This is a genomic window from Shewanella sedimentimangrovi (assembly GCF_017354965.1).
GTDB lineage: Bacteria > Pseudomonadota > Gammaproteobacteria > Enterobacterales > Shewanellaceae > Shewanella > Shewanella cyperi.
This window is the reverse complement of record NZ_CP071502.1, coordinates 1,714,431-1,735,035: the sequence shown is the minus strand read 5'-3', so window position 1 is coordinate 1,735,035 and position 20,605 is coordinate 1,714,431. Positions and strand designations below refer to the sequence as shown.

Sequence of the window (20,605 nt, the reverse complement as noted above, 5' to 3'; positions counted from 1 at the left end):
ATGCTGCGCACCGCTGCTCGCGGCGTTATGCGTCAACGTAAATCAAGGAAAGGAGTAAGTTATGGGAGCATGGGGATACGGTAATTTTGATAATGACACAGCTGCAGATTGGGCGTTTTCGTTAGAAGAAAGCACTGATTTATCATTAATTACGGAAGCTATAAATGCTGCATTAGAGGAAGATTATATTGATTCCGATATCGGATGCGAGGCGCTAGTAGCTATAGAGGCAGTTGCAAGGCTTAAAGGAAAATGGGGAGAAAAAAGTGCTTATAGTGAGCCCGTAGATAACTGGATCGAAAGGAATAATTTCGAACCGAGCAAGGACCTTATCGATTCTTCGAATAAAGCACTAAAGCTAATCGCCGGTCAAAACTCCGAGCTCTATGAACTTTGGGCTGAAACTGAAGATCTAACTAGCTGGTTAGAAGAAATAAAGAATCTTGAACAAAGAATAAACGCATAACAAGTGACTGTGGCATTCCGTCAATATTTATTACGCCAATTCAGGTGATTCTTCGCCCCACCGAGTCCCGTTTTTCATCATGGTGTTGAGAGTGACCAAGAACTTTCGCATGCAGGCTATCAATGCCACCTTGGGCAGTTTTCCCTGGGCCTTTAAATGTTCATAGTAGCGTTTGAAAACCGGATTGCACTGGATGGCTGACATCATGGCCATAAACATGACGGTTCGCACCCTGGCTCGACCTCCGCGAATACGGCGTTTACCTGTGTAACTGCCGCTCTCGCGGCTCATGGGGGCAACGCCTACCAGCGCGGCGATTTCTTTGCGATTGAGTTTGCCAAGCTCGGGTAAGTCGCTAAGTAAGGTGTATGCCAATACCTTGCCTACCCCGGGAACGCTGGTCAGTATGTCGGCTTTTTCACGCCAGCCTTTGAATTGCATGACCAGGGTATCCAACTGTTTGGTGAGTGTGTCTATCTGCTTTTCAAGGCTTTTAAGCATGGCTTTGATAGAAGCGTGTAGTGGCTTTGGCAGGATTTGCAGGCGATTTTTCTCCATGGTGGACATCTCCAGTAATTGGGTGCGCCTGACGAGTAAGTCTTTGACTAACCTGGATTGTTCATCTGGAATGGGCTTGATTTCTGGCTTGAGCGTGGCGCCAAACTGCGCAAGGACGCCGGCATCCAGTTTATCGGTTTTGGCCAGTACGCCTATCGCCTGAGCAAAGCGTCTGACCTGAATGGGATTGACCACCACGACCGGCAATCCGGCTTTATCACAGGCAAACACAAAGGCGTGTTCATAGCGGCCTGTGGCTTCAGTGACAATGCGACTGATGCGATGGGATTGCAGTAAGACAATCACCTTTTGGATTTCTGCTGCTTCATTGGCAACGGTGAAATACAGATTCAACGGGTAAAGCATGATGTCGAGTTTGGACTTGCTGACGTCTACTCCGACTGTGATTTCAGATTGGATTTCCGTGGTATTCATAATAAGCTGACTCTGCCTTGCTATACGGGCTCGAGGCCCCGATGACTGTTCGAGTTGTCGCTAAAGAGTCATGCAGCGCTGCACACTTGTTACCGGTCTCTCGCAAGAGGAGCCTGCGCTAAATCGAGCTGCTGCATGAAGGCCCTCAATGGCCGTTGAGGGTGGGCCTCAATTTACCCAAAAACACACGGAATGAACCATACAAGCGCAGGCAGGTGACGCTAAAAGCGCGCGCCTGCTACGGGCGTTAGCTGTACCTTGAATGGAGATAATCTGATGAGCGAGGATTTTACTGGGTGCAAACTTGCCTACATATTCGAAGGTCAGCTATTGGTTTATAAGCATGATAATTTTTCGAATATCCCTTTCCCTGGCTTGCTGGACTTCCCTGGTGGAGGGCGAGAAGGCTTGGAGTCACCCGAAGAGTGTGTGTTGAGGGAGCTACTGGAAGAATTCTCAATTAACCTCCCTATCTCAAGATTGATATATAAGAAAATGGTTCCCAGCCACAACAACGATGGAAATTCTTTCTTTTTTGTGACTAAAGGTAATCAGTCCGAAATAAATTCAATTTCGTTTGGTGATGAAGGTCAGTATTGGGAGCTAATGCCAATAGAGGTTTATTTGTCTCATCCGGAAGCAATACCTGATTTGATAAGTAGGCTTAAAGGTTATCTTAATCAGTGAAATCAGCTGGCAAGGCCAATCAGCATCGCTCACTTAGTGAACAGGAACTACGCTCTGCGAGACCCCGCCTGTGCTGTCGGCCTTATGCATTTGAGGGAATCAACGCATGAATAAAATCAGTGTAATAAATACTATTACTGTCCCAGCGGGCATGGAACGTGACGCGGAAGAAATTCGAGAAATATATGTTGAGTATTTCTCAAAACAAGAAGGCTTTGTCGAGTCTGTATTCTATAAGTCTATTGAAAGAGAAGATAACGGCAGCATTAAATACGTAAATATTGTTGTTTGGGAGTCCATTGAGGCATTTAATCGTGTAGTAAATGCTGGATTTTACAACGAAGATGGTCAAAATTCAGATGGATATAAAGTCCTCGGCAGCGGGTTTCCTGAACCAATTACAGTTTCACCCGGAAGATATGTAAGCATTAAGGAAAACCATGCATAACTAGCCACTGGTTAGGATCACCCAAGCTAAGGTCCTGGGACTGTTGTGTGGCGCCTCCTTTGCAATACGTTAAGTGACAAGGTAATTCATGGAAAATCTATTAATTATTGTTTTATTATTTTTCTCGCTTTCCGCTACGGCTTTGGACATTTCTTGCTCTAAAGATGAATTCGAATTATCAAAAAAAGATCACCAAATAATCGAGGTAAGGTTGAATGAGCATATTAAAGATCAAATAGGCTATAGCGTTACGTTTCCTAGAAAATTTAAAGATAAAGAGGTAAGCAGTGTTTTTCTATTGATAGGTGATACAAATGGCTATAAATTACTGGCACCGTTAGAGATTACATCTGATTTAGCAAATGATGAGAATGACTTTATATTCGTATCTACTTCTTCACTATTTAATGAACGCAAGTTTATACAAATAACATACGGTTCATGTTTGTCTCAAACAATTGAGCTAAAGTAACATGATTAAGCCAGCCTCGCTCCCGTTGGTCGCAGGACATTGATTCACTCGGCCGCTGCTGGCGGAGTTAATATTTACTCAAGGAGATAGCCTATCAAATACGCAGAAGAATATTCAAATCCTGAAAAAATCAGAGTAACGGCATTACTAGTTTTAACCAGCGCTTTGGTTGTGATTGTTGGCATCAAATGGCTTTTTCCATTTATAGAACGGTATGTGGACACAGTTCATTGTCACACTCCTTTTGGTTATTCTGGAATTTCCGTTCTGTGGTACTCGATGTTTGTAGGTATGCCTTTATTCGGTGCTGTTTTCATCGGCTTATTTACTTTACCAATAGGTATTAAAGGCCTTGTACATGGACAGTTCCCCCCCAGGGGAGTAAAAGTACTTCGTCCTACAAAGATCCTCACAGGATGGCGTGCCAATCTTAAGTCAGGCGCGTATGTATCGATTCCTATATTCTTGATATTATTTTCCATTTGGGGCTATTTCCAAGTAGATAAAATGCCTCAAGAAATAAAAAATCCCGATTATAGTGTATGCGAAAGCAAACAAGCCCATTAAAGGGACGTAATTTATCAATAGAGGGAACATGAAATTTGATGACGCAAGTTGGCATTATGGCGGTGATTACCCAGAGGGGCAGCCAGAAGAGCACGGGGGCACACATATAGCACTTTTTCTTAAGTGGTGCTTCATCAAAGGTTGGGCTGGCGAACTCCATATGCAAAAAGAGCCAGAGGCAGTACAAGCTGTAATTGATGGCACTATGTTAGCAACTGATTTTTTGTTTCAGTACTGCGATGGCAAACTCATAGATGAGATGTTGAGCGAAACAGGTAATGCATTCGCCAAGCTTTACTACGGTGACGACGGCCTATATTTAGCTGATTATGCAAATAACTTTGATGAATTCATGTACGTAAAGCCAGAGGAAACACATGACTTTGTGAAGTTCTCGGCCATTTTGGATGCCAGGCTGAAAAGTGGCGTTCTAACAAAGGAACAACTCAAGTCTAAGCCATGGTGGAAAGTCTGGTAATACCTAACACCGCGCTTAAGTTCGCTCCTTCCAGTCGCTGTAACGCACCTTCAGCGCCTTCTTTATTCGCTGCTCGCGGCATTATATTGGAATAAGAAATTGCTCTCTCGCATTAAGATAATCAGTTTCGGAACACAAGTAACAGCATTGCTCATTATGTTTGCATTGCTACTGATGGATGTTGAATTTTACGGACTTCTAAGCGTCTATGCATTCATAGTTTTGTGGAGCATAGACAAGGTATTTTTGTGGTACATTGGCGATGACTTTGGCATAGCAAATCAGGTCAGGATTAAGAAAGGCGCGCCAAAATCAATACGTTTGCTTGGGCTATTTTTTTGTTTGTTTTTCTTGTATGTCGGAGTTACAGGGCTTATCGAACATGTATCAACATAACAATTTGCTGTGGAAATTACCTGCCACGACGTCGGTTCCAAGCTGACAAAAAAACACCCCGCAATGCGGGGTGTTTTTTATTGAGCTGGATTTATTCTCAAAGCCGGGCCGCTACCTTACTGCTGGGCCGCACGCTTCTTGCCGCTGGGGCGCCAGTTACTTCTGACCGGCGCCTTTGATGGCCAGCTCCACCATGGCGGCTGTGTACATCTCCAGGTTCAGCTTAAGTTGGGCCTCTGTGATGAACTCATGCTCGCTGTGGCCCGTGTATTCCACGCCCGGCATAGCGGGGCCAAAACTCAGGGCATTGGGGAACAACTTGGCGTTGGTGGAGCCGCCTATGGCCACCGGCTTGGGATTGGTGATGCCGGTGAAGTGGCTGAACACCCCAAGCAAGGTCTCCAGGTGCGGCGCATCCTTGACCACATGGGGAGCGCCCCAATAGGTATCCAGCCCTTCCAGCTGCACCACGTGGCGTTCTGACCAGGCGGACAGCGCCTCCCGGGTTGCCTCTTCCATTTGCTCTGGCGTGCGCCCCTCTGGACGGCGCAGGTTGATGGTCACTTCCACCCCGTTTTCCGTTGGCTTTACCAGGGTCACGGCCAATGACATGGGCCCCATAAACGCATCGCTGTAAGCCAGCTTGCCAAATTTGTCACCATAGAGACCAAGGCCCACCATCTCGGCCACGAACTGCGCCGTCAGGGCGCCGTGGGTTTGCGGCCAATCCTCGGCCTTGAGCACTTCGGCCAGATGGGCCACGGCATTGACACCCGCCTCCGGGGTGGAGGAATGTGCCGCCCGCCCAAGGGCCCGGATGTCCAGGGTGCCCTGTTGCAGTTCAAACTGGTAACGCATGTTTTTTTGCGCTTCCGCCCGCGCCTTGAGCCGCTGCAGCAGGGCCTCATCGGCATTCTGTATGCTGGCGTGAGCCAGTTGCGGCACCTGGCTGGCAAAGGAGCCACCCTCAAACACCTTCAGTACCGGGGTATTGGGTCCCACCTTGGCCATGGCGCGGGGGATGGTGAACTGGATTTGACTCCAGCCCTTTTCGGCCGTCACCACAGGGTATTCCGCATCCAGGGTGATATTGATGTCCGCCGGGGTATAGGTTTTGAGAAACTCCCGCAGCGGATCCCAGTCCGATTCCTCGGCCAGATACACCAAGAGCTCGATGCGGCGCTCAAGGGGCAAGTTCAGATCCTTGATGCTCTTCATGGCATAGAGGGCCGTGACTATGGGGCCCTTGTCATCCTCGGTGCCGCGGCCTATCAGGTGCCCCGGCTCCGACTGAGAGTCCAGCTCCCAGGGACTTTTCAGCCACTGACTGGGATCGGCGGGCTGCACATCGCCGTGGGTGATTACCCCAAGCTTGGCGTCGGCCTCGCCCAGCCCCAGCAGCAACACATAGCCCCTGTCTTCGAAGCTCAGGCCCAACTCCGCGGCCAGGGCCTTCATCTCGGCCTTGAAGCCAATAAAGGCGGGATCGGTCAGGGGTGTTTGTCCCTCGCGGGCGCGGGTATCAAAGCGCACCAACTTGGCCAGGGTCGGCGCCATGGCCGCTTGGTAATGACTGACCGCATGGGCGGCCGCCTTTTCTGCCAGGGGGGACACAGGGATTGGCTCCTTTGCTGCCAGCGGCAGACAAATGGCGGAGGCAAGCAGGGCACTTACCCCCTGACGGAAGATATTCAGGTTATTTTTCATCTTGTTCCACAAGGATATCCGCAAAGCGCCAGTGTGCCACAGCCAGATGAAAAATACGCCGCCCCACAATAATTGTTACAAAGCAGCTGACAAAGCGGTGGCACACAGACCACGGCCATGATAAACAAGGGGTTTTGACTGCCGGAACCACCATTCGGGTCCGGTTTTCCCCCAAGCACATTAATCGGGAGCACATTATGAAGGGAATGACCCTCACCCCCCTGTTTGCCGCCATGGCACTGACTCTGGGCCTTGGCGCCTGCAGCGCACCGGATACCGCGCAATCCCAGGCTACCAGCCAGGTTCAGGTCACCAACGACGCCCTTGCGGGCAATCCCTTTATGGCTCCCTATAACACCTTTATGGAAATCCCGGCATTCGACCGTATCAAGGCCGAACATTTCCTGCCGGCCTTCAAGGAAGGCATAAAGCGCCAGAAGGCCGAAATACAGGCCATCATAGACAATCCACAAGCACCGTCCTTCGCCAACACCATCGAAGCCATGGAGTTTTCCGGCGATCTGCTGACCCGGGTGTCCAATGTGTTCTTTAACCTGACCGGTGCCGACACCACGCCCGAGCTGCAGGCCCTATCCAAGGAAGTGTCGCCGCTGCTGTCATCGGCATCCGATGACATCTTGCTGAACGACAAGCTGTTCCAGAAGGTCAAGGCCGTCTATGAACAAAAGGACAAGCTGGGGCTGAACCTGGCCCAGGCCAAGTTGCTGGAAGACACCTACAAGAGCTTCAGTCGTGGCGGCGCCAACCTGAGCGAAAACGACAAGGCCAAACTGCGGGAACTCAACGGTCAGATTGCCAAACTGGGACTGGAATTCGGTGATCATCTGCTGGCGGAAACCAACGCCTTTGAGCTGGTGGTAGATAATGAGGCGGATCTGAGCGGTTTGCCCAAGGATGTTATCGAGGGTGCCGCACAAACCGCCGCCAAACGCGGCCATCCCGGCAAATGGGTCTTTACCACCCAGCGTCCCTCCATCACCCCCTTCCTCACCTATGCCGACAATCGCGAGCTGAGGGAAAAGCTGTACAAGGGCTACATTGAGCGTGGCAACAATAACGATGCCAACGACAACAAACAGATCCTGGCCAAGATGGCCTCCCTGCGCGCCGAGCGCGCCCAACTGCTGGGCTACGCCAGCCATGCCCACTATGTGTTGGAAGAGCGCACCGCCAAGACCCCGGAAAACGTCTATGGTCTGCTGAACAAGGTGTGGCCCGCCGCCATCAAACAGGCCAAGGCCGAAGTGGCCGAGATGCAGCAGCTTATTGATGCCGAAGGCGGCAATTTCAAGCTGCAGGCCTGGGACTGGTGGTACTATGCCGACAAGATCCGTACCGCCAAGTACAGCTTTAACGAGCAGGACACCCGCCCCTATTTTTCGCTGGAAAGCACCCTCAAGGGCGTGTTCTACACCGCCAATCGTCTCTACGGCATCACGGTCAAGGAACGCACCGATCTGCCGAAGTATCATCCCGATGTACGCACCTTTGAGGTCTATGACAAAGATGGCCAGCTGATGGCTATCTTCATGGGCGATTACTGGGTACGCGACTCCAAGCGCGGCGGTGCCTGGATGAACTCCTACCGCAAGCAGTATCAGATGAATGGCGAAGACTCCAAGCCCATCATAGTCAACGTGCTCAACTACCCGCGCCCCACCGGCAACGAGCCAACCCTGCTGACCTTCGATGAAGCCGGTACCCTGTTCCACGAGTTTGGCCATGCCCTGCACGGCATGCTGTCCAAGGTGGAATACCGCTCTCAGGCAGGCACGGCGGTGCCCCGCGACTATGTGGAATTCCCTTCCCAGGTTAACGAGAACTGGATGACCCAACCCGAGGTTCTGGCGCAGTTTGCCCGTCACTACAAGACAGGTGAAGTGATCCCCCAGGCGCTGGTGGAAAAAATCCAGGCCGCCAGCAAGTTCAACCAGGGCTTTGCCACGGTGGAATACATGGCCGCCACCCTGCTGGATCTGGACTGGCACAGCCTGACCGACACCCAGGAGCGCGATGCCGCCAAGTTTGAAGCGGACTCGCTGGCACGTATGGGCCTTATTCCCGAGATAGCGCCCCGTTACCGCTCCACCTATTTCAGCCACATCTTCTCCGGTGGCTATTCTGCCGGCTACTACAGCTACATCTGGTCCGATATTCTCGGTGCCGATGCCTTCGAGGCCTTCCGCGAGAACGGCATTTTCGATCCCGCCACCGCCAAGGCATTCCGGGACAATGTGCTGTCCAAGGGTGGCAGTGACGATCCCATGAAGCTGTATCAGCAGTTCCGCGGTAAAGAGGCCGGCATTGAGCCCTTGCTGCGCAGCCGCGGTCTGATGGACTGACATCAGCGTTAAACGCCAAAAATGCCCCGGTTTACGGGGCATTTTTATTGAATGGCACCAATACAGTAAATTTTTACAATAAATTCCCCTCCCCGGCGGCATAAGCCTTGTTAGCCGGTGCCGCGCCTTGCTAAGGTAAGCGCCGGGAATCAACAGCGGCTGCCAACGTCCCTGTGGATGTAAACCTATAACTTTGACGGCAGCCGGGACAAATGGAGTCAAGATGCGTAAAACACTTTTAGCCACCGCCATTGGTGCTACCCTGGTTCTGGGTGCCTGCCAGAAACAAGAAAACCCAGCCCCTGCCACGCAGGAAGCCCCCCAAGCCGCGACCGTTGCCGAGCAAACCGCCGCCAACGTGCTGCTGAGCCCAAGCCCACTGGACTATCAAGCGCCCCAGTTCGACAAGATCAGCAACAAGGACTTCCTGCCCGCCTTCGAGGCCGGCCTTGAAGAGCACAAGCAGCAGATAGACAGCATCATCAACAATGCCGATGCCCCAAGCTTTGACAACACCATGGTGGCCATGGAAAAGACCGGTGCCACTCTGACCCGCTCCCTGAAGGCCTTCTTCAGCATGTCAGCCCTGATGTCCACCGATGAAATCCAGGACCTTGAAGGCAAGATTGTCCCCAAGCTGACCGAGCACACAGACAACATCTACCTCAATGACAAGCTGTTCGCCCGTGTTGCCGCCGTGCATGCGCAGAAAGAAGCCTTGAACGCCGAAGACGGGCGTCTGGTTGACTATTACTACAACCAATTTGTCCGCGCCGGTGCCAAGCTGAACGACACCGACAAGAACAAGATGCGTGAACTGAATGGCGAGCTGGCCAAACTGTCCACCGAATTCGGTCAGAACATACTCAAGTCCTTCAAGGATGACGTGCTGCTGGTGACCGACCGCGCCCAACTGGCGGGCCTGAGCGATGGCCAAATCGATGGTCTGGCCGCTGCCGCCAAGGCCGCCGGCAAGGAAGGCTATTTGATAAGCCTGGTGAACACCACCCGCCAGCCACTGCTGACCAGCCTGGAAAACCGCGAACTGCGCCAGAAGCTATGGGAAACCTCCGCCAACCGCGCCATGGACACCAATGGCCCCCTGGCAATCAAGCTGGCCAAGCTGCGGGCCGAAAAGGCCCAACTGCTGGGCTTTGCTACCTGGGCCGAGTACACCCTTGGCGATCAAATGGCTGCCAAGCCTGAAGCCGTGTATGGCATTCTCGACGATCTGGCACCCAAGGCCGTGGCCCGCGCCCGCGCCGAAGCCGCCGACATCCAGGCGCAAATCAAGGCCACAGGTGGCGACTTTGAGCTGCAACCCTGGGATTGGGCCTTCTATGCCGAGCAGGTGCGCAAGGCCAAGTACGATCTGGATGAAAGCGAGATCAAGCCTTACTTCGAATTCAATACAGTGCTGAAAGACGGCCTGTTCTTCGCGATGCAAAAGCTGTACGGCATCACCATGAAAGAGCGCAAGGATCTGCCGGTTTGGCATGAAGACGTGCTGGCGTTCGAAGTGTTCAACGAAGACGGCAGCCCGGTGGGCCTGTTCTATCTCGACCCCTATGCCCGCGTAGGCAAGAGCGGCGGCGCCTGGATGGATGAGCTGGTGACCCAGAGCTTCCTGGAAGGCAACAAGCCCGTGGTCTACAACGCGCTGAACATTCCCAAGCCTGCCGAAGGCCAACCTACCCTGATGACCTTCGATGAAGTGACCACCATGTTCCATGAGTTCGGTCATGGCATCCACGGTCTGTTCTCCCAGGTGAAATACCCAAGCCTCGCCGGTACTTCTACCGCACGTGACTTTGTGGAATTCCCGTCACAGGCCAACGAAGACTGGGCCACCCTGCCGGAAGTGCTGAGCCACTACGCCAAGCATTACCAGACAGGTGAAACCATCCCGGCCGAGCTGCTGGAGAAGATCCAGGCCGCCAGTACCTTCAACCAGGGCTATGACACCACAGAATACCTGGCCGCTGCCCTGCTGGACATGGAATGGCACTCACTGCCCGCCGATGCCAAGGTAGATGATGTCAAGGCCTTCGAGGCCCAGGTACGCGCCAAGCACGGTCTGGACTTCGCCCCTGTGCTGCCACGCTACCAGTCCACCTACTTCAGCCATGCCTTCGCCGGTGGCTACTCAGCAGGTTACTACGCCTACCTGTGGACCGAAGTCTTCGCCGCCGATGCCTTCGCCCACTCCATGGCTCAGGGTGGTCTGAAGCGTGAAAACGGTGACATCTACCGCAAGACGGTACTGTCCATGGGTAACAGCCAGGATCTGATGCAGGATTACATCAACTTCCGTGGCCAGAAGCCCACGGTCGATGCCCTGCTGAAACGCCGCGGTCTGGTGAACTAAGAGTTCATACCACACTGAAAAAAATAAAGGAGCCTCAGGGCTCCTTTATTTTTACCGCGCTTATTTGCAGAGTGTTTTTGCTGCGCTTTTTTACTCAGTTGAAAAGGCGGGATTATTTGCCCTGCTGCCTTGGCTGACCTTGAACCGCGGGCTTTTTCGGCGCATCCAGCACCTGCTCCATGGGCGGCACCAGGGAGGACGCATCGAGGCGCATCTGGTACCAGTTGAGGCGCCAGTCCAGGTGCGGGCCGGTGGCGCGGCCGGTGGCGCCGACTTCGGCCACCTTGTCACCCTGCTTGACCTTGTCTCCGGTCTTAACGTACAGCTTCGACAGGTGCAGGAAGCTGGAGCTGACCCCATAGCCGTGATCTATGATAAGGGTGCCGCCGGAATAGAACATGTCGGGCACCGACAGGCTTATCACGCCATCGGCCGGCGCCACCACCACAGTCCCCGTCTTGGCGGCCACATCTACACCGTAATGGGGATTGCCGGGCACGCCATTATAGACCCGCTGACTGCCGTAGACACCGGATATGCGCCCGGTGAGGGGCCAGATAAACTCACTGCCAAAGGCGGTCAGATTGGAATCGGTGCCGCGGGCGGCCTTGACCATGGCGGCGTCCTTGGCGGCGCGGGCACGGTCGGCTTCGCTGGGCTCCATGATTTTTTTGCTGATGCCGGTCACCTTTTGGATCTGGTAGTCACGCTTGGCGATTTTAAGCGGCTTAATCTCGGTCAGACCATCTGGGTACACCAGCTCCAGGCGCTGCTCAAGCTCGGCTTCCCGGTCCAGACCAAAGGCAAAACGCCCCTCGGGACTGACCCTGAGCGCCTTGCCATTGAGACTGACCTTGCTGCCGGCGGGCACAGTGCCGCGCACCAAAGCGCCCTGCTCCAGCTTGCCTTGCAACTGCAGGTCCGCAGCCGAAGCATTCGTCGGCGCAATGCTCAAAGCACCAAGGCACAGCAGTGCGCCCAGCACGGCCGTGTACAGGGAACGGGATGAGCTTGAGTGTGCAGCTGGGTATAGCATCTTGGATCCCTTATTCAGTCCTTATTCGTGGAGAGGACCGGCGGAGGCAATGGCGCCCTTGCCTATACCTTCATAGGCGATAACGCGAAAATGGCTGCCGGGCACCTTTTCCGCCAGGCTCTTGGCCATGAATTCCGCCAGCAGTTCTACCGTTGTGTCGTGGGGGATGATGTCGCAACTGCCCTTGGGCATGGCCAGTTGGAACTCGCCCTGGGGCGCCTGATAACAAAAACCCCAGTGACTCTCGTCATTGATGCGGGTCTGGGCCGACAAACTCAGGCTGGACACCGGCACCAGATCCTCCTCCGTGCCCAGATAAATATCGTGCCAACGGCGGGCCCAGTATTCGTCCCACTGTGGGGCGGCCATGCCGTTCTCGAATACCTGCACCGGACTGCGATGACCGTGGGCAATGCGCTGGCAGTTGCCGTCGTGCTTCTTCAGGCCATGGCTGTAGTGGTAGTAGGGAGTGTCGAGCTGCTCGTTGCGCAGCGTCAGTTGGATACCCTCAACGTTCTCCGGCAACGCCTCACGCAGGGCCTTTTGCAGGAAACGGGTCACGGCTTCAATGTCTATGACTTCGCTTGGCACCAGGGCAAAGGCCTGGCTGGGACAGGCCAGGTGCATGTCTCCCACCTGACTGTCGAAATCCATCCACACCCTGTCACCCTGCTGCTGCCAGCGGATCTGGTTACAGGCGGTGGGTACCAGCAAGCGGTGATCGGCCACCGCATCTATGGTCTGCTTGATGGTGCGTTTGACCTTGGCAAAGTCCAGCACCATGTTCTGCTCATCAAGGCCGCCGTCCAGCAGCACATCCACTATCCAGCTTTCCCCCACCATGCCGCGCTCGGGGCACAAATAGGAAAAATCCAGTACAGTCAAATCTTTAACAAAAAGTTGCATTCAAACTCCCGGGCAGATAAACAGTCTGCCTAAATCCCTGGCGACCCTGGGTCGCCACCTTTCACCCACCCGGCAATGGCCGGAGATGAAGCGCCGCGGCAAGGGGCCACGGCATTCCGGACAATTCTAATCAATTCACCGGCCGCGGGCGAGCAGAGATCCGGCCCAGGGCGCAATTAATGGCCCTTTGGCGAAATAACTTCCATCCAGAGCATAGCCAACGCGGTCCCAGAAGGTTAATAAAGCAGGCATTCAACACAAAAATCAATCAATTGATGGTTTAAATCTGCCGAAAAAACAGGCTAGGCTGGACCACCATTCTCTGGACAGGAGTCCTTGATGAAACCCTTCGGCGAAAATATCTGGCTGTTTGATGGCCCGAGCGTGCCCTTTTTTGGCCTACCCTACAGCACCCGCATGACTGTGGTCCGCCTCAATGATGACGAGCTGTGGGTCCACTCCCCCATAGCACTGACACCTGAGTTGCAACAGCAGGTGTCCGGGCTTGGCACTGTGACTTATCTCATCGCCCCCAATAAGCTGCACTATTTGTTCCTTGCCCAGTGGCAAGCGGCATTTCCCGAGTCACGGCTCTATGTGGCCCCCGGAGTGGAACACAAGCTGACCAGGCTGCAACCGCCGCCGGTGATATGCCAGCAGCTCGCCGAGATGGAAAGTGCCACCAGTCCCTGGACCGGCGACATTGAGCAGCTAATTTTCAGTGGCTCCTCCGTGATGCAGGAAGCGGTGTTTTTCCACCACCCTTCGAAGACGCTGATTTTGACCGACCTTATCGAAAACTTCCCGCCCGAGCATTTCAAGTCCTGGCAGAGACCGCTGGCAAGGATCACCGGCATTCTGGCCCCCAACGGCCGCACTCCGCTGGACTGGCGCCTGAGTTTCAGCACCCGCAAGGCCGAAGCCCGGGATTGCCTGGGGCAAATGCTCGCCTGGGCGCCTGAAAAAATCGTGCTGGCACACGGCCTGTGCATTGAGAAGGACGGCAGTCACTTTCTGCGCAGATCCTTCGACTGGCTGTTATAAAAAACCCATAAAAAAAGCGGCCCTGCCATGAAGCAAGGGGCCGCCTTATTAGTATGTTTCGGGATTTATTCGCCCTTGAGACGCCTGTCCAGCTGATCCTTGAGGTTCGCCGGCACGCCTTTGATCAGCAGGGTGTCGGAGATGGGATCGTAGATCACCCGCTCGCCCAAATGACCGCCATCGAAACTAACGGTGACGCCGCCACCTGTGCCGGAGAATTTCTTAAGCTGCCTCAAGGTCGACTTGTCCACCGGGAATTCTTCATCGAGGTCGTAGTCGCCGCCCTTGGCAAAGTCGTAGAAGGAGTCCATGCCGCTGTCGGCCAGCTCATCTGCCAGGTCCTTGATGTCAATGTCGCGGCCGGCGTCGAAGCGCTCGGTGCAGAACTCAAACACCTTGTCACGGCAGCTTTGGCGCTCGTCCTTGGTCAGCTCGGAACCGGCAACAAAGTCCTCCACCGCGTTCATCAGGCTCTTGTTCTGCGCCTTGGGGTTGACCCCTTCGACACAGCCCATAAAGTCGAGGAAGAAATCCGCCACCTTGCGCCCGGCGCGGCCACGGATAAAGGAAATGTACTTGCGGGAGTCCTTGTCGGCCTGCCACTCGGTCAAATCGATACGGGCCGCCAGCTGGATGTTGCCTAGATCCAAATGGTTGATCTGGGTCAGCTCCATGTCGTCCAGTACCGTCATGGAGGACTTGGCGCTCAGCAGGGCCACAAACAGATAGTCGCTGGCCATGTGGGTATAGCTGGCCATCAGCAAAAAGCCGCCCTGGCTGAAGTCGTATTTGCCCAGCTCGTCCTGCAGCAACTTGCTTGCCAGCGCCGAGAATTCCACAAAGCCGAGATTGCCGCTGCGGTATTCTTCCAGTGCGTTGGCAAAGGCGGGATTGGCCTCGCCGTCATCGCCATGGGTGCCAAAAAAGCCGAAGCCCTTGCCGGATTTGCTGGTGTAGGACTGGTGCAGCTCTTCCAGCATCAGGGACACGGCCTGACCATTGAGCAAGGGTTGCGGACGCAGGCGACAGCGCAGCTGGCCCTCGTTATCCTGGGCTATCTCGTGGATGATGGCCTGTTCGATGTTAATAGTCATATGCCCTGATAGTGATAGCGGTGGAAATCCGGTATTATATGCCGCTAATCCATTCCTTTGTGAACCAATTTTTACTTATGGCTATCCAATCCAAATACACCAATACCCAAGTTGAATCCCTGATCGCCGAACTGCTGGCTGTGCTGGACAAGCACAAGGCCCCGACAGATCTGAGCCTGATGGTACTGGGTAACTGCACCAGTCACCTGCTGAACACCCAGGTGGCGGCTTCCCGTGGCGCCGTGGCGGAACAATTTGCCAAGGCCCTGGCCCAATCGGTCAAGGCTTAATAAAGGCTGGCGGCGACTGGGGAAAAAAACTTAATATAGTTCAGTACTTGAGATAACAGCGGATCAATATGGCCGAACGCAAACAGCAATTGGTGCGTGACAAGGTATCGCGCCTGGTGAATTGGGGGCACTGGTTTGCCGCCTTCAACGGCCTGTTGGCCATCATAGTCGGCAGCCGCTACCTCGACACAGTGGGTTACCCGGAAACCCTTATCGGTTGGGGCTACCTGAGCCTGAGTTCCATCGGCCAATTCAGCTTCCTGGCCTTTATGGTCTACCTGCTGCTGCTGTTTCCAGTCACCCTGCTGCTGCCCTATTCCAAGATTTTGCGCGGCCTGGCGGCCACAGTCGCCACCCTGGCCCTGTGCCTGATGCTGTACGACACCATAGTCTACGACGACTATGGCATGCACCTTTCGCCCTTTGCCTTTGATCTGGCCTGGGCCGATCTCAATGCCCTGCTGCATGGCACCTCCTACATCATCACACCGCTGGCCATCATTGGTCTGGAGCTGACCGCCGCCAACTTCCTGTGGAAGCGCATCGACAAGCTGCAAAAGCGTAAAATAGGTCCCAAGGTGGCCGGCTTTATTGCCGTGTGCTTTATCAGCAGCCACCTTGTCCATATCTGGGCCGATGCCGCCGATGTGGAAGACATCACCCGCTTCGACGACGTGTATCCGCTGTTTTACCCGGCCACGGCCAAAAGCTTTATGGAAAACCACGGTCTGGACGCGCTGGCGGAAGATCTGCCCCATGAACAACAGCAGCAGCTGCAGTATCCGGTCAATCCGCTGCAATGCCAAAGAGAGCAAGGTGCCAAGGTACTGCTGCTCGCCATCGACAGCCTGCGGGCCGACATGGTGACAGAGGAAACCATGCCCTTCCTGAGCCGTTATGCTGAGGATAATCAACAATTCAGCCAGCATTACAGTGGCGGCAACCAGGCATACAGCGGCCTGTATTCCCTGCTCTACGGCCTGCAGGGCAGCTACCTTGGCAACAATGCCTTTGCCAACCAAAGCCCGCTGCTGACCCGTGAGCTGGCCCGCCAGGGTTACAGCTTGGCGCGCTTTATGGGCGAGACCAACGATCAGTTACCGCAAAAGCTCGGCATCTATGACGACTTCAGCGCCTATATCAGTGATGACAGTCGCTCCAGCGCCACCGCCGATCTGGCCAGCATCCAGTCATTTCGTACCTGGCAGGCCGATCAAACCGGTCCCTGGTTCGCGTTGCTGAACCTGTCGGCGCCGGAAAATTACGATACCCCGGTCGGTTTTGCCGGCACGGCCACCATCAGCGCCCCCGAGGAGCTGAAACCGGCCCAGCGGGTGCTGTTCAATCAGTACCGCCAATCCCTGAACTTTATCGACGCCAGCCTGCAGTCGCTGCTGTCGTCCCTGGACGATGACACTGTGGTGATCATCACAGGCCTGAACGGCAAGCTGTTCACCAGTAACCAGACCGAAGCCAGGCGCGATCTGTCGCCCCAGTCGGTGCGGGTGCCCCTGGTGATCCATTGGCCCGGCGAACCGGCCGTCAGGATAAGTCACAGAACCAGCCACCACGGCCTGGTGCCACTGCTGATGACCCGCCTGCTGGGGTGCAGCAATGCCATCACAGACTACAGTGCCGGTCGCCAACTGGAGACGCCGAGCGAACAGCAGTGGGTCTATGTGGGCGATAACCGCTATTTCGCCATCTACCAGAATGACGAAGTGACTGTCATTGACCGCCACGGCAAGTACCGCATCTACGATGCCGAATTCAATCAGCGCCTGAAGAAGAAAATGAGCGCCCCCGAGCTTATCCAGGTAATGCGCGAAGGTCGCCGGCTGTATAAACATTGATTGTATAAAACATTGATAAGCCGGAACCTGAATCTGGCTAAATTGATGGAAAATTCGCATCTTAGGCGAGAAACTAGGCAGTCAGGCAATTTTGCTTAAAGCAAGGCTTGCACTGCCCCGGCGCTCTTGGTAAAGTTCGCCTCGTTGAGACGGCACTGAGAACTGCGCAAGCCGCTCAAAACATTCGGTATGTAGCGCAGCCCGGTAGCGCACTGTCATGGGGTGTCAGGGGTCGGAGGTTCGAATCCTCTCATACCGACCACATTCAAACAAAAAGCCCAATCGAAAGATTGGGCTTTTTGTTTATCTGGATTTTGTCACTCCCGGCAGCGGCTTATGACAACTTGTGCTTTAAGCTATGCATCTGACGGCAACGCCGGACTGACCTCTATGGGAGGTTCCTTAGCGGTAATGAATGTCAGCAATATAGCGAAAGCCACCTCTATTGCCGCGCCGACAATCGCTCCCAGGGTAAAACCCGCAGCAAACTGGTACAGCGCATAGGCTGACAGCGCAAGCACACATCCGAGCAATCGGTACAGTTGTGAGCCATACATGGTGCCAAAGGTCATGTATCGACCACCAATCAACAACATCATGGCCGGAAAAAACCATTCAAGGTGTACCAAGGCCGCTGCATACACCAGTGGAAAACCAAAGATCAGCAAGGCCGTGTTCTCAAATGCCAATAGTCGCAAAGGATTATCGGCAGACACGCTTCCGCTACGTCCAATTAATTTTGTCAACAGCACGGCTACTGGATAAATAAACATACCCCCAACAAAGAAAACCAGTATCACCTGCATGGGGGGCAACCAAATTGAACATACCGCGGCCAGTCCCCATACCAGTGAGGAGACAAATACCCCGGGTGCCCCACCATAATAGGCATATCGCATGTCACTTTGAGCTTGCTTTAGCTGCATCCTTCTCTCCTTGTGTCGGTTATTCCTGGGATCTAAGATTGGCTGATTCCGTCCGATTTAGATTTAATTGAGTCCCGTAGCCGAGTTGGCATCTGTTCGCGCAATTGTTTTACATACTACAGTCGGCATTTTGCCAAGCGCAACTGCCATCTCGCGGTCAAATAACAGCCATCAACAAAACCTGAATCCATGGCTGTTATAACGGCTCCCAAGGTAATCTCAGGGCTCCCCCGTCGACCTTGGCCGCATACATCAGTCCCCCCAGGAGCAGATCAGCGGCCTGTGCATCAGTCGCCACATATCTGATCGCCACAAAGGCCCAACTCATGCTGATGCGCGACGACAACGTCCGCATCAGATTAATCAGCGGCCACCGCAGCGCCCTGCGCGAACTGGCCCAAAAGATAGCCGGCTTTATCGACAAACCCTATGTCGAAGACTCACAACCCAATTCGCTGTTTAAGTAAGACAACTCAAACAATGCCCTTAAAAATGGGCACTCAATCTAAGTGCCCATTAGGTGAACCCCGCAGCTGTCAGCGGATTGGAATGTAGTCGGGGTTAGTAGACCAGTTTCTGGGTTTCACTCAGGGCAGTGCCGCTATGGTTGACAAAGCAGATCTTCACATCGCTCCCAGCATAAGCGCCGTAACTGTTTTTAGCATTAATCCACATAGAAATGACACGACGAGGTCCGGACTTATCGGCCACCCAATCAAAACTGTATTTCTCCAAACGAATGGATTCAGGATCTTTGTAACTATAATGCGTCTTGATATATGCCAAACAGGCACCCAGCACGCCTTTCTGATCACCTCCGCCCGATCCTGGCGTTTGTTCCCTGACGGCGATGGGCTCTGCATCGTCGGCACAGGGTAGCTGACTGTATGTTTCAACTCCATCGATGGTGCATTTATAAATGGCCGCATGGGCCAAAGGTGCACTCAGCAGTGCGACTAGAATAATCCCTTTCTTCATAGCAAGTCCTTGATATTTTGGTGCTGTCTTTTTAAAGCGAAACAGGCATGTGTAAAGCAGCAAGATAAAAACAATAGTCACAACCTACTGACAACGAGCGTATTTCGCTGCCCTGCTTTGATATGGTTGGCTTGCTGCCAGGTCAGGCCGGACTAAAGGCAGGGGTATTCCAGTTGTTCCACTTAAATTGCCGAGAATGGCACAGCGGCTATCTTGTGCTGTATGCAATAGCATCAGCGATTTGATGCAATTAATCCCCGCGTGGCGGCCAGAGGCCTTCGGGGAACGCTTGCGAGATGAAACTGTTCATCTCGCAGTCTGACGACGCGCTTATCCCCCTGCGGTGGGTGCCGTGCATGGATGCACCAATGTCGCGGTCGCATGGCCTGTTTTGTTCCTGACAAAACAGGCATTTCCTCCATCCATGGAGGTCAGATGCGAAAGAGCGACCTTTCGCACTACCCCACCCGTGACACGGCGTACTCTTGGTTTAAAAATCAGTCCTTGTAGCCTCCCCTCACCATCCATGGCTCGGATGGTCACTGGTTCGGCAGTGCTAATAGAGGGCTTTCCACTCTGACTCTGGCAGCGTCACTGAGCATGTTTGGCAGCAACTCCGATGCTGGACTGTTGCACCCGAATGTTCCCCCTTCGGAGCCGCCGAGGACGATGAGCTTGGGCGCGTAGCCGAGATAAGGATATCGAGGCTGCTTCGGTCGAGCAGGGTGAGTGTCGCGTAGCGACGTGCCCACGAGCGCGAGGCAGGGAGCCAAGCTGAATTGGATTTACATGAATGTAAATCCTAAAGTCCGAAGCTGTAGCATGACCAAGCTCAAGAGGCTGAGGGGCTTTCGGCACCGGTCGGGGGCGGCACGGAGATCCAAGAGGGCGAAGGTCACGCAGTGACAAGCTCCTGAGCGCGAGCCAGGGATTGGCGAGCTGGCCGCTAAACAGGGATGTTGTTATTGCTGTTGAGCCCCTTTTGGCCGGGTGTGGGTTGGAGACCCACGACTTTCTGCTGCTTGAAAAGCAGCTATCTTTATCGCCATATGCAACTTCCAACATCAGTTGCAATAAATCACCTGCGGTGCGCTTTCGCACTGCCATCCCAGTAACACGGCGTGCTCTTGATTTAAAAATCGGTCCCTATAGCCTCCCCTCGCCATCTGCTGACCATGGATGGTCGAATGTCGCGATCACATGGCCTGTTTTGCTCCCGACAAATTCAGGCATTTCCTCCGTCCATGGAGGTCAGATGTGATTGAGCGACCATGGCTCGGACGGTCACTGGTGCGGCAGTGCTTGTTCAAAGGTGTTCCACTCCGGCAAATGTGTGACCTTTGGCTAAAGACAAAAACGATTCCACTTTTTGCTTGCCCAGTTGTAGCAACCTCTGCCAAGATGCTGATTCAAGGAGATAAAACAAGGTTTAGGGATGAAGCACACTACTTCAGCCCGTGCGGTAGCCATGTCCTTTGTTTGCTGATATATCGTTCAGCTTCCTGCAGTACAAAAGCTCAGCAACATTTGAAA

Annotated in this window: 19 protein-coding genes and 1 tRNA gene; 13 read left to right on the top strand and 7 right to left on the bottom strand. The window is 53.8% G+C overall.

Annotation, left to right across the window (positions count from 1 at the left end; translation table 11 throughout):
• Positions 1-61: 61 nt before the first annotated feature.
• Positions 62-466 carry a DUF4259 domain-containing protein gene (locus tag JYB85_RS07370; protein WP_207381670.1) on the top strand — a complete coding sequence of 135 codons (405 nt, stop codon included), beginning with the start codon at positions 62-64 and terminating at the stop codon, positions 464-466.
• A gap of 30 nt (positions 467-496) precedes the next feature.
• Here the strand turns inward: JYB85_RS07370 and JYB85_RS07365 are convergent, their stop codons facing one another.
• Positions 497-1,459: an IS110 family RNA-guided transposase gene (locus JYB85_RS07365; RefSeq protein WP_207381669.1), complete on the bottom strand. Its 963-nt coding sequence runs from the start codon at positions 1,457-1,459 to the stop codon at positions 497-499.
• Positions 1,460-1,735: 276 nt separating this feature from the next.
• Between JYB85_RS07365 and JYB85_RS07360 the strand changes: the two genes are divergently transcribed.
• From JYB85_RS07360 to JYB85_RS07340, 5 genes are all read left to right on the top strand, one after another.
• The gene (locus JYB85_RS07360; protein ID WP_207381668.1) at positions 1,736-2,146 is read left to right on the top strand and encodes an NUDIX domain-containing protein; all 411 of its coding nucleotides are present in this window, start codon (positions 1,736-1,738) and stop codon (positions 2,144-2,146) included.
• Positions 2,147-2,252: 106 nt separating this feature from the next.
• Entirely contained in the window at positions 2,253-2,594 is a 342-nt protein-coding gene (locus JYB85_RS07355; protein ID WP_207381667.1) for an antibiotic biosynthesis monooxygenase family protein, read from the top strand.
• An 88-nt stretch (positions 2,595-2,682) separates the two neighbouring features.
• On the top strand, positions 2,683-3,066 hold the full coding sequence (locus JYB85_RS07350) for a hypothetical protein (RefSeq protein ID WP_207381666.1): 384 nt from the start codon (positions 2,683-2,685) through the stop codon (positions 3,064-3,066).
• A 216-nt stretch (positions 3,067-3,282) separates the two neighbouring features.
• Positions 3,283-3,633: a hypothetical protein gene (locus tag JYB85_RS07345; RefSeq protein ID WP_207381665.1), complete on the top strand. Its 351-nt coding sequence runs from the start codon at positions 3,283-3,285 to the stop codon at positions 3,631-3,633.
• A gap of 28 nt (positions 3,634-3,661) precedes the next feature.
• Positions 3,662-4,111: a DUF7832 domain-containing protein gene (locus tag JYB85_RS07340; protein WP_207381664.1), complete on the top strand. Its 450-nt coding sequence runs from the start codon at positions 3,662-3,664 to the stop codon at positions 4,109-4,111.
• Positions 4,112-4,663: 552 nt separating this feature from the next.
• Here the strand turns inward: JYB85_RS07340 and JYB85_RS07335 are convergent.
• Positions 4,664-6,214, bottom strand: a complete 1,551-nt coding sequence (locus tag JYB85_RS07335) for a dipeptidase (protein ID WP_207381663.1) — start codon at positions 6,212-6,214, stop codon at positions 4,664-4,666.
• A 197-nt stretch (positions 6,215-6,411) separates the two neighbouring features.
• On the opposite strand from JYB85_RS07335, the gene JYB85_RS07330 reads away from it, so the two are divergent.
• Both JYB85_RS07330 and JYB85_RS07325 read left to right on the top strand, forming a co-directional pair.
• Positions 6,412-8,577 carry a M3 family metallopeptidase gene (locus JYB85_RS07330; protein ID WP_207381662.1) on the top strand — a complete coding sequence of 722 codons (2,166 nt, stop codon included), beginning with the start codon at positions 6,412-6,414 and terminating at the stop codon, positions 8,575-8,577.
• A gap of 223 nt (positions 8,578-8,800) precedes the next feature.
• Complete coding sequence (locus JYB85_RS07325; RefSeq protein WP_207381661.1) at positions 8,801-10,945, top strand: M3 family metallopeptidase; 2,145 nt, start codon at positions 8,801-8,803, stop codon at positions 10,943-10,945.
• A 112-nt stretch (positions 10,946-11,057) separates the two neighbouring features.
• Here the strand turns inward: JYB85_RS07325 and JYB85_RS07320 are convergent, their stop codons facing one another.
• Both JYB85_RS07320 and JYB85_RS07315 read right to left on the bottom strand, forming a co-directional pair.
• Positions 11,058-11,981 carry a M23 family metallopeptidase gene (locus JYB85_RS07320; protein ID WP_207381660.1) on the bottom strand — a complete coding sequence of 308 codons (924 nt, stop codon included), beginning with the start codon at positions 11,979-11,981 and terminating at the stop codon, positions 11,058-11,060.
• A gap of 21 nt (positions 11,982-12,002) precedes the next feature.
• Positions 12,003-12,887, bottom strand: a complete 885-nt coding sequence (locus tag JYB85_RS07315) for a 6-carboxytetrahydropterin synthase (protein ID WP_207381659.1) — start codon at positions 12,885-12,887, stop codon at positions 12,003-12,005.
• A 339-nt stretch (positions 12,888-13,226) separates the two neighbouring features.
• Between JYB85_RS07315 and JYB85_RS07310 the strand changes: the two genes are divergently transcribed.
• Positions 13,227-13,931, top strand: a complete 705-nt coding sequence (locus JYB85_RS07310; protein WP_207381658.1) for a DUF4336 domain-containing protein — start codon at positions 13,227-13,229, stop codon at positions 13,929-13,931.
• Positions 13,932-13,996: 65 nt separating this feature from the next.
• Here the strand turns inward: JYB85_RS07310 and yejK are convergent, their stop codons facing one another.
• A complete protein-coding gene (gene yejK, locus JYB85_RS07305; protein WP_207324088.1) occupies positions 13,997-15,025 on the bottom strand; it encodes a nucleoid-associated protein YejK in 1,029 nt (342 codons plus the stop codon).
• Between the two features lie 77 nt (positions 15,026-15,102).
• Here yejK and JYB85_RS07300 point away from each other — a divergent pair, with 77 nt between their 5' ends.
• The 3 genes from JYB85_RS07300 to JYB85_RS07290 all read left to right on the top strand — a co-directional run bounded on the left by JYB85_RS07300 (position 15,103) and on the right by JYB85_RS07290 (position 17,430).
• Entirely contained in the window at positions 15,103-15,315 is a 213-nt protein-coding gene (locus JYB85_RS07300; RefSeq protein WP_207381657.1) for a YejL family protein, read from the top strand.
• Positions 15,316-15,383: 68 nt separating this feature from the next.
• Entirely contained in the window at positions 15,384-17,168 is a 1,785-nt protein-coding gene (locus JYB85_RS07295; protein ID WP_207381656.1) for a DUF3413 domain-containing protein, read from the top strand.
• 185 nt (positions 17,169-17,353) lie between these two features.
• A tRNA-Pro gene (locus JYB85_RS07290) sits at positions 17,354-17,430 on the top strand.
• Positions 17,431-17,524: 94 nt separating this feature from the next.
• On the opposite strand, the gene JYB85_RS07285 is transcribed toward JYB85_RS07290, so the two are convergent.
• Entirely contained in the window at positions 17,525-18,094 is a 570-nt protein-coding gene (locus tag JYB85_RS07285) for a DUF7010 family protein (RefSeq protein WP_207381655.1), read from the bottom strand.
• Between the two features lie 326 nt (positions 18,095-18,420).
• Between JYB85_RS07285 and JYB85_RS07280 the strand changes: the two genes are divergently transcribed.
• Entirely contained in the window at positions 18,421-18,561 is a 141-nt protein-coding gene (locus JYB85_RS07280) for a hypothetical protein (protein ID WP_207381654.1), read from the top strand.
• Between the two features lie 94 nt (positions 18,562-18,655).
• Here the strand turns inward: JYB85_RS07280 and JYB85_RS07275 are convergent, their stop codons facing one another.
• A complete protein-coding gene (locus tag JYB85_RS07275) occupies positions 18,656-19,072 on the bottom strand; it encodes a DUF4124 domain-containing protein (protein ID WP_207381653.1) in 417 nt (138 codons plus the stop codon).
• Positions 19,073-20,605 lie beyond the last annotated feature (1,533 nt).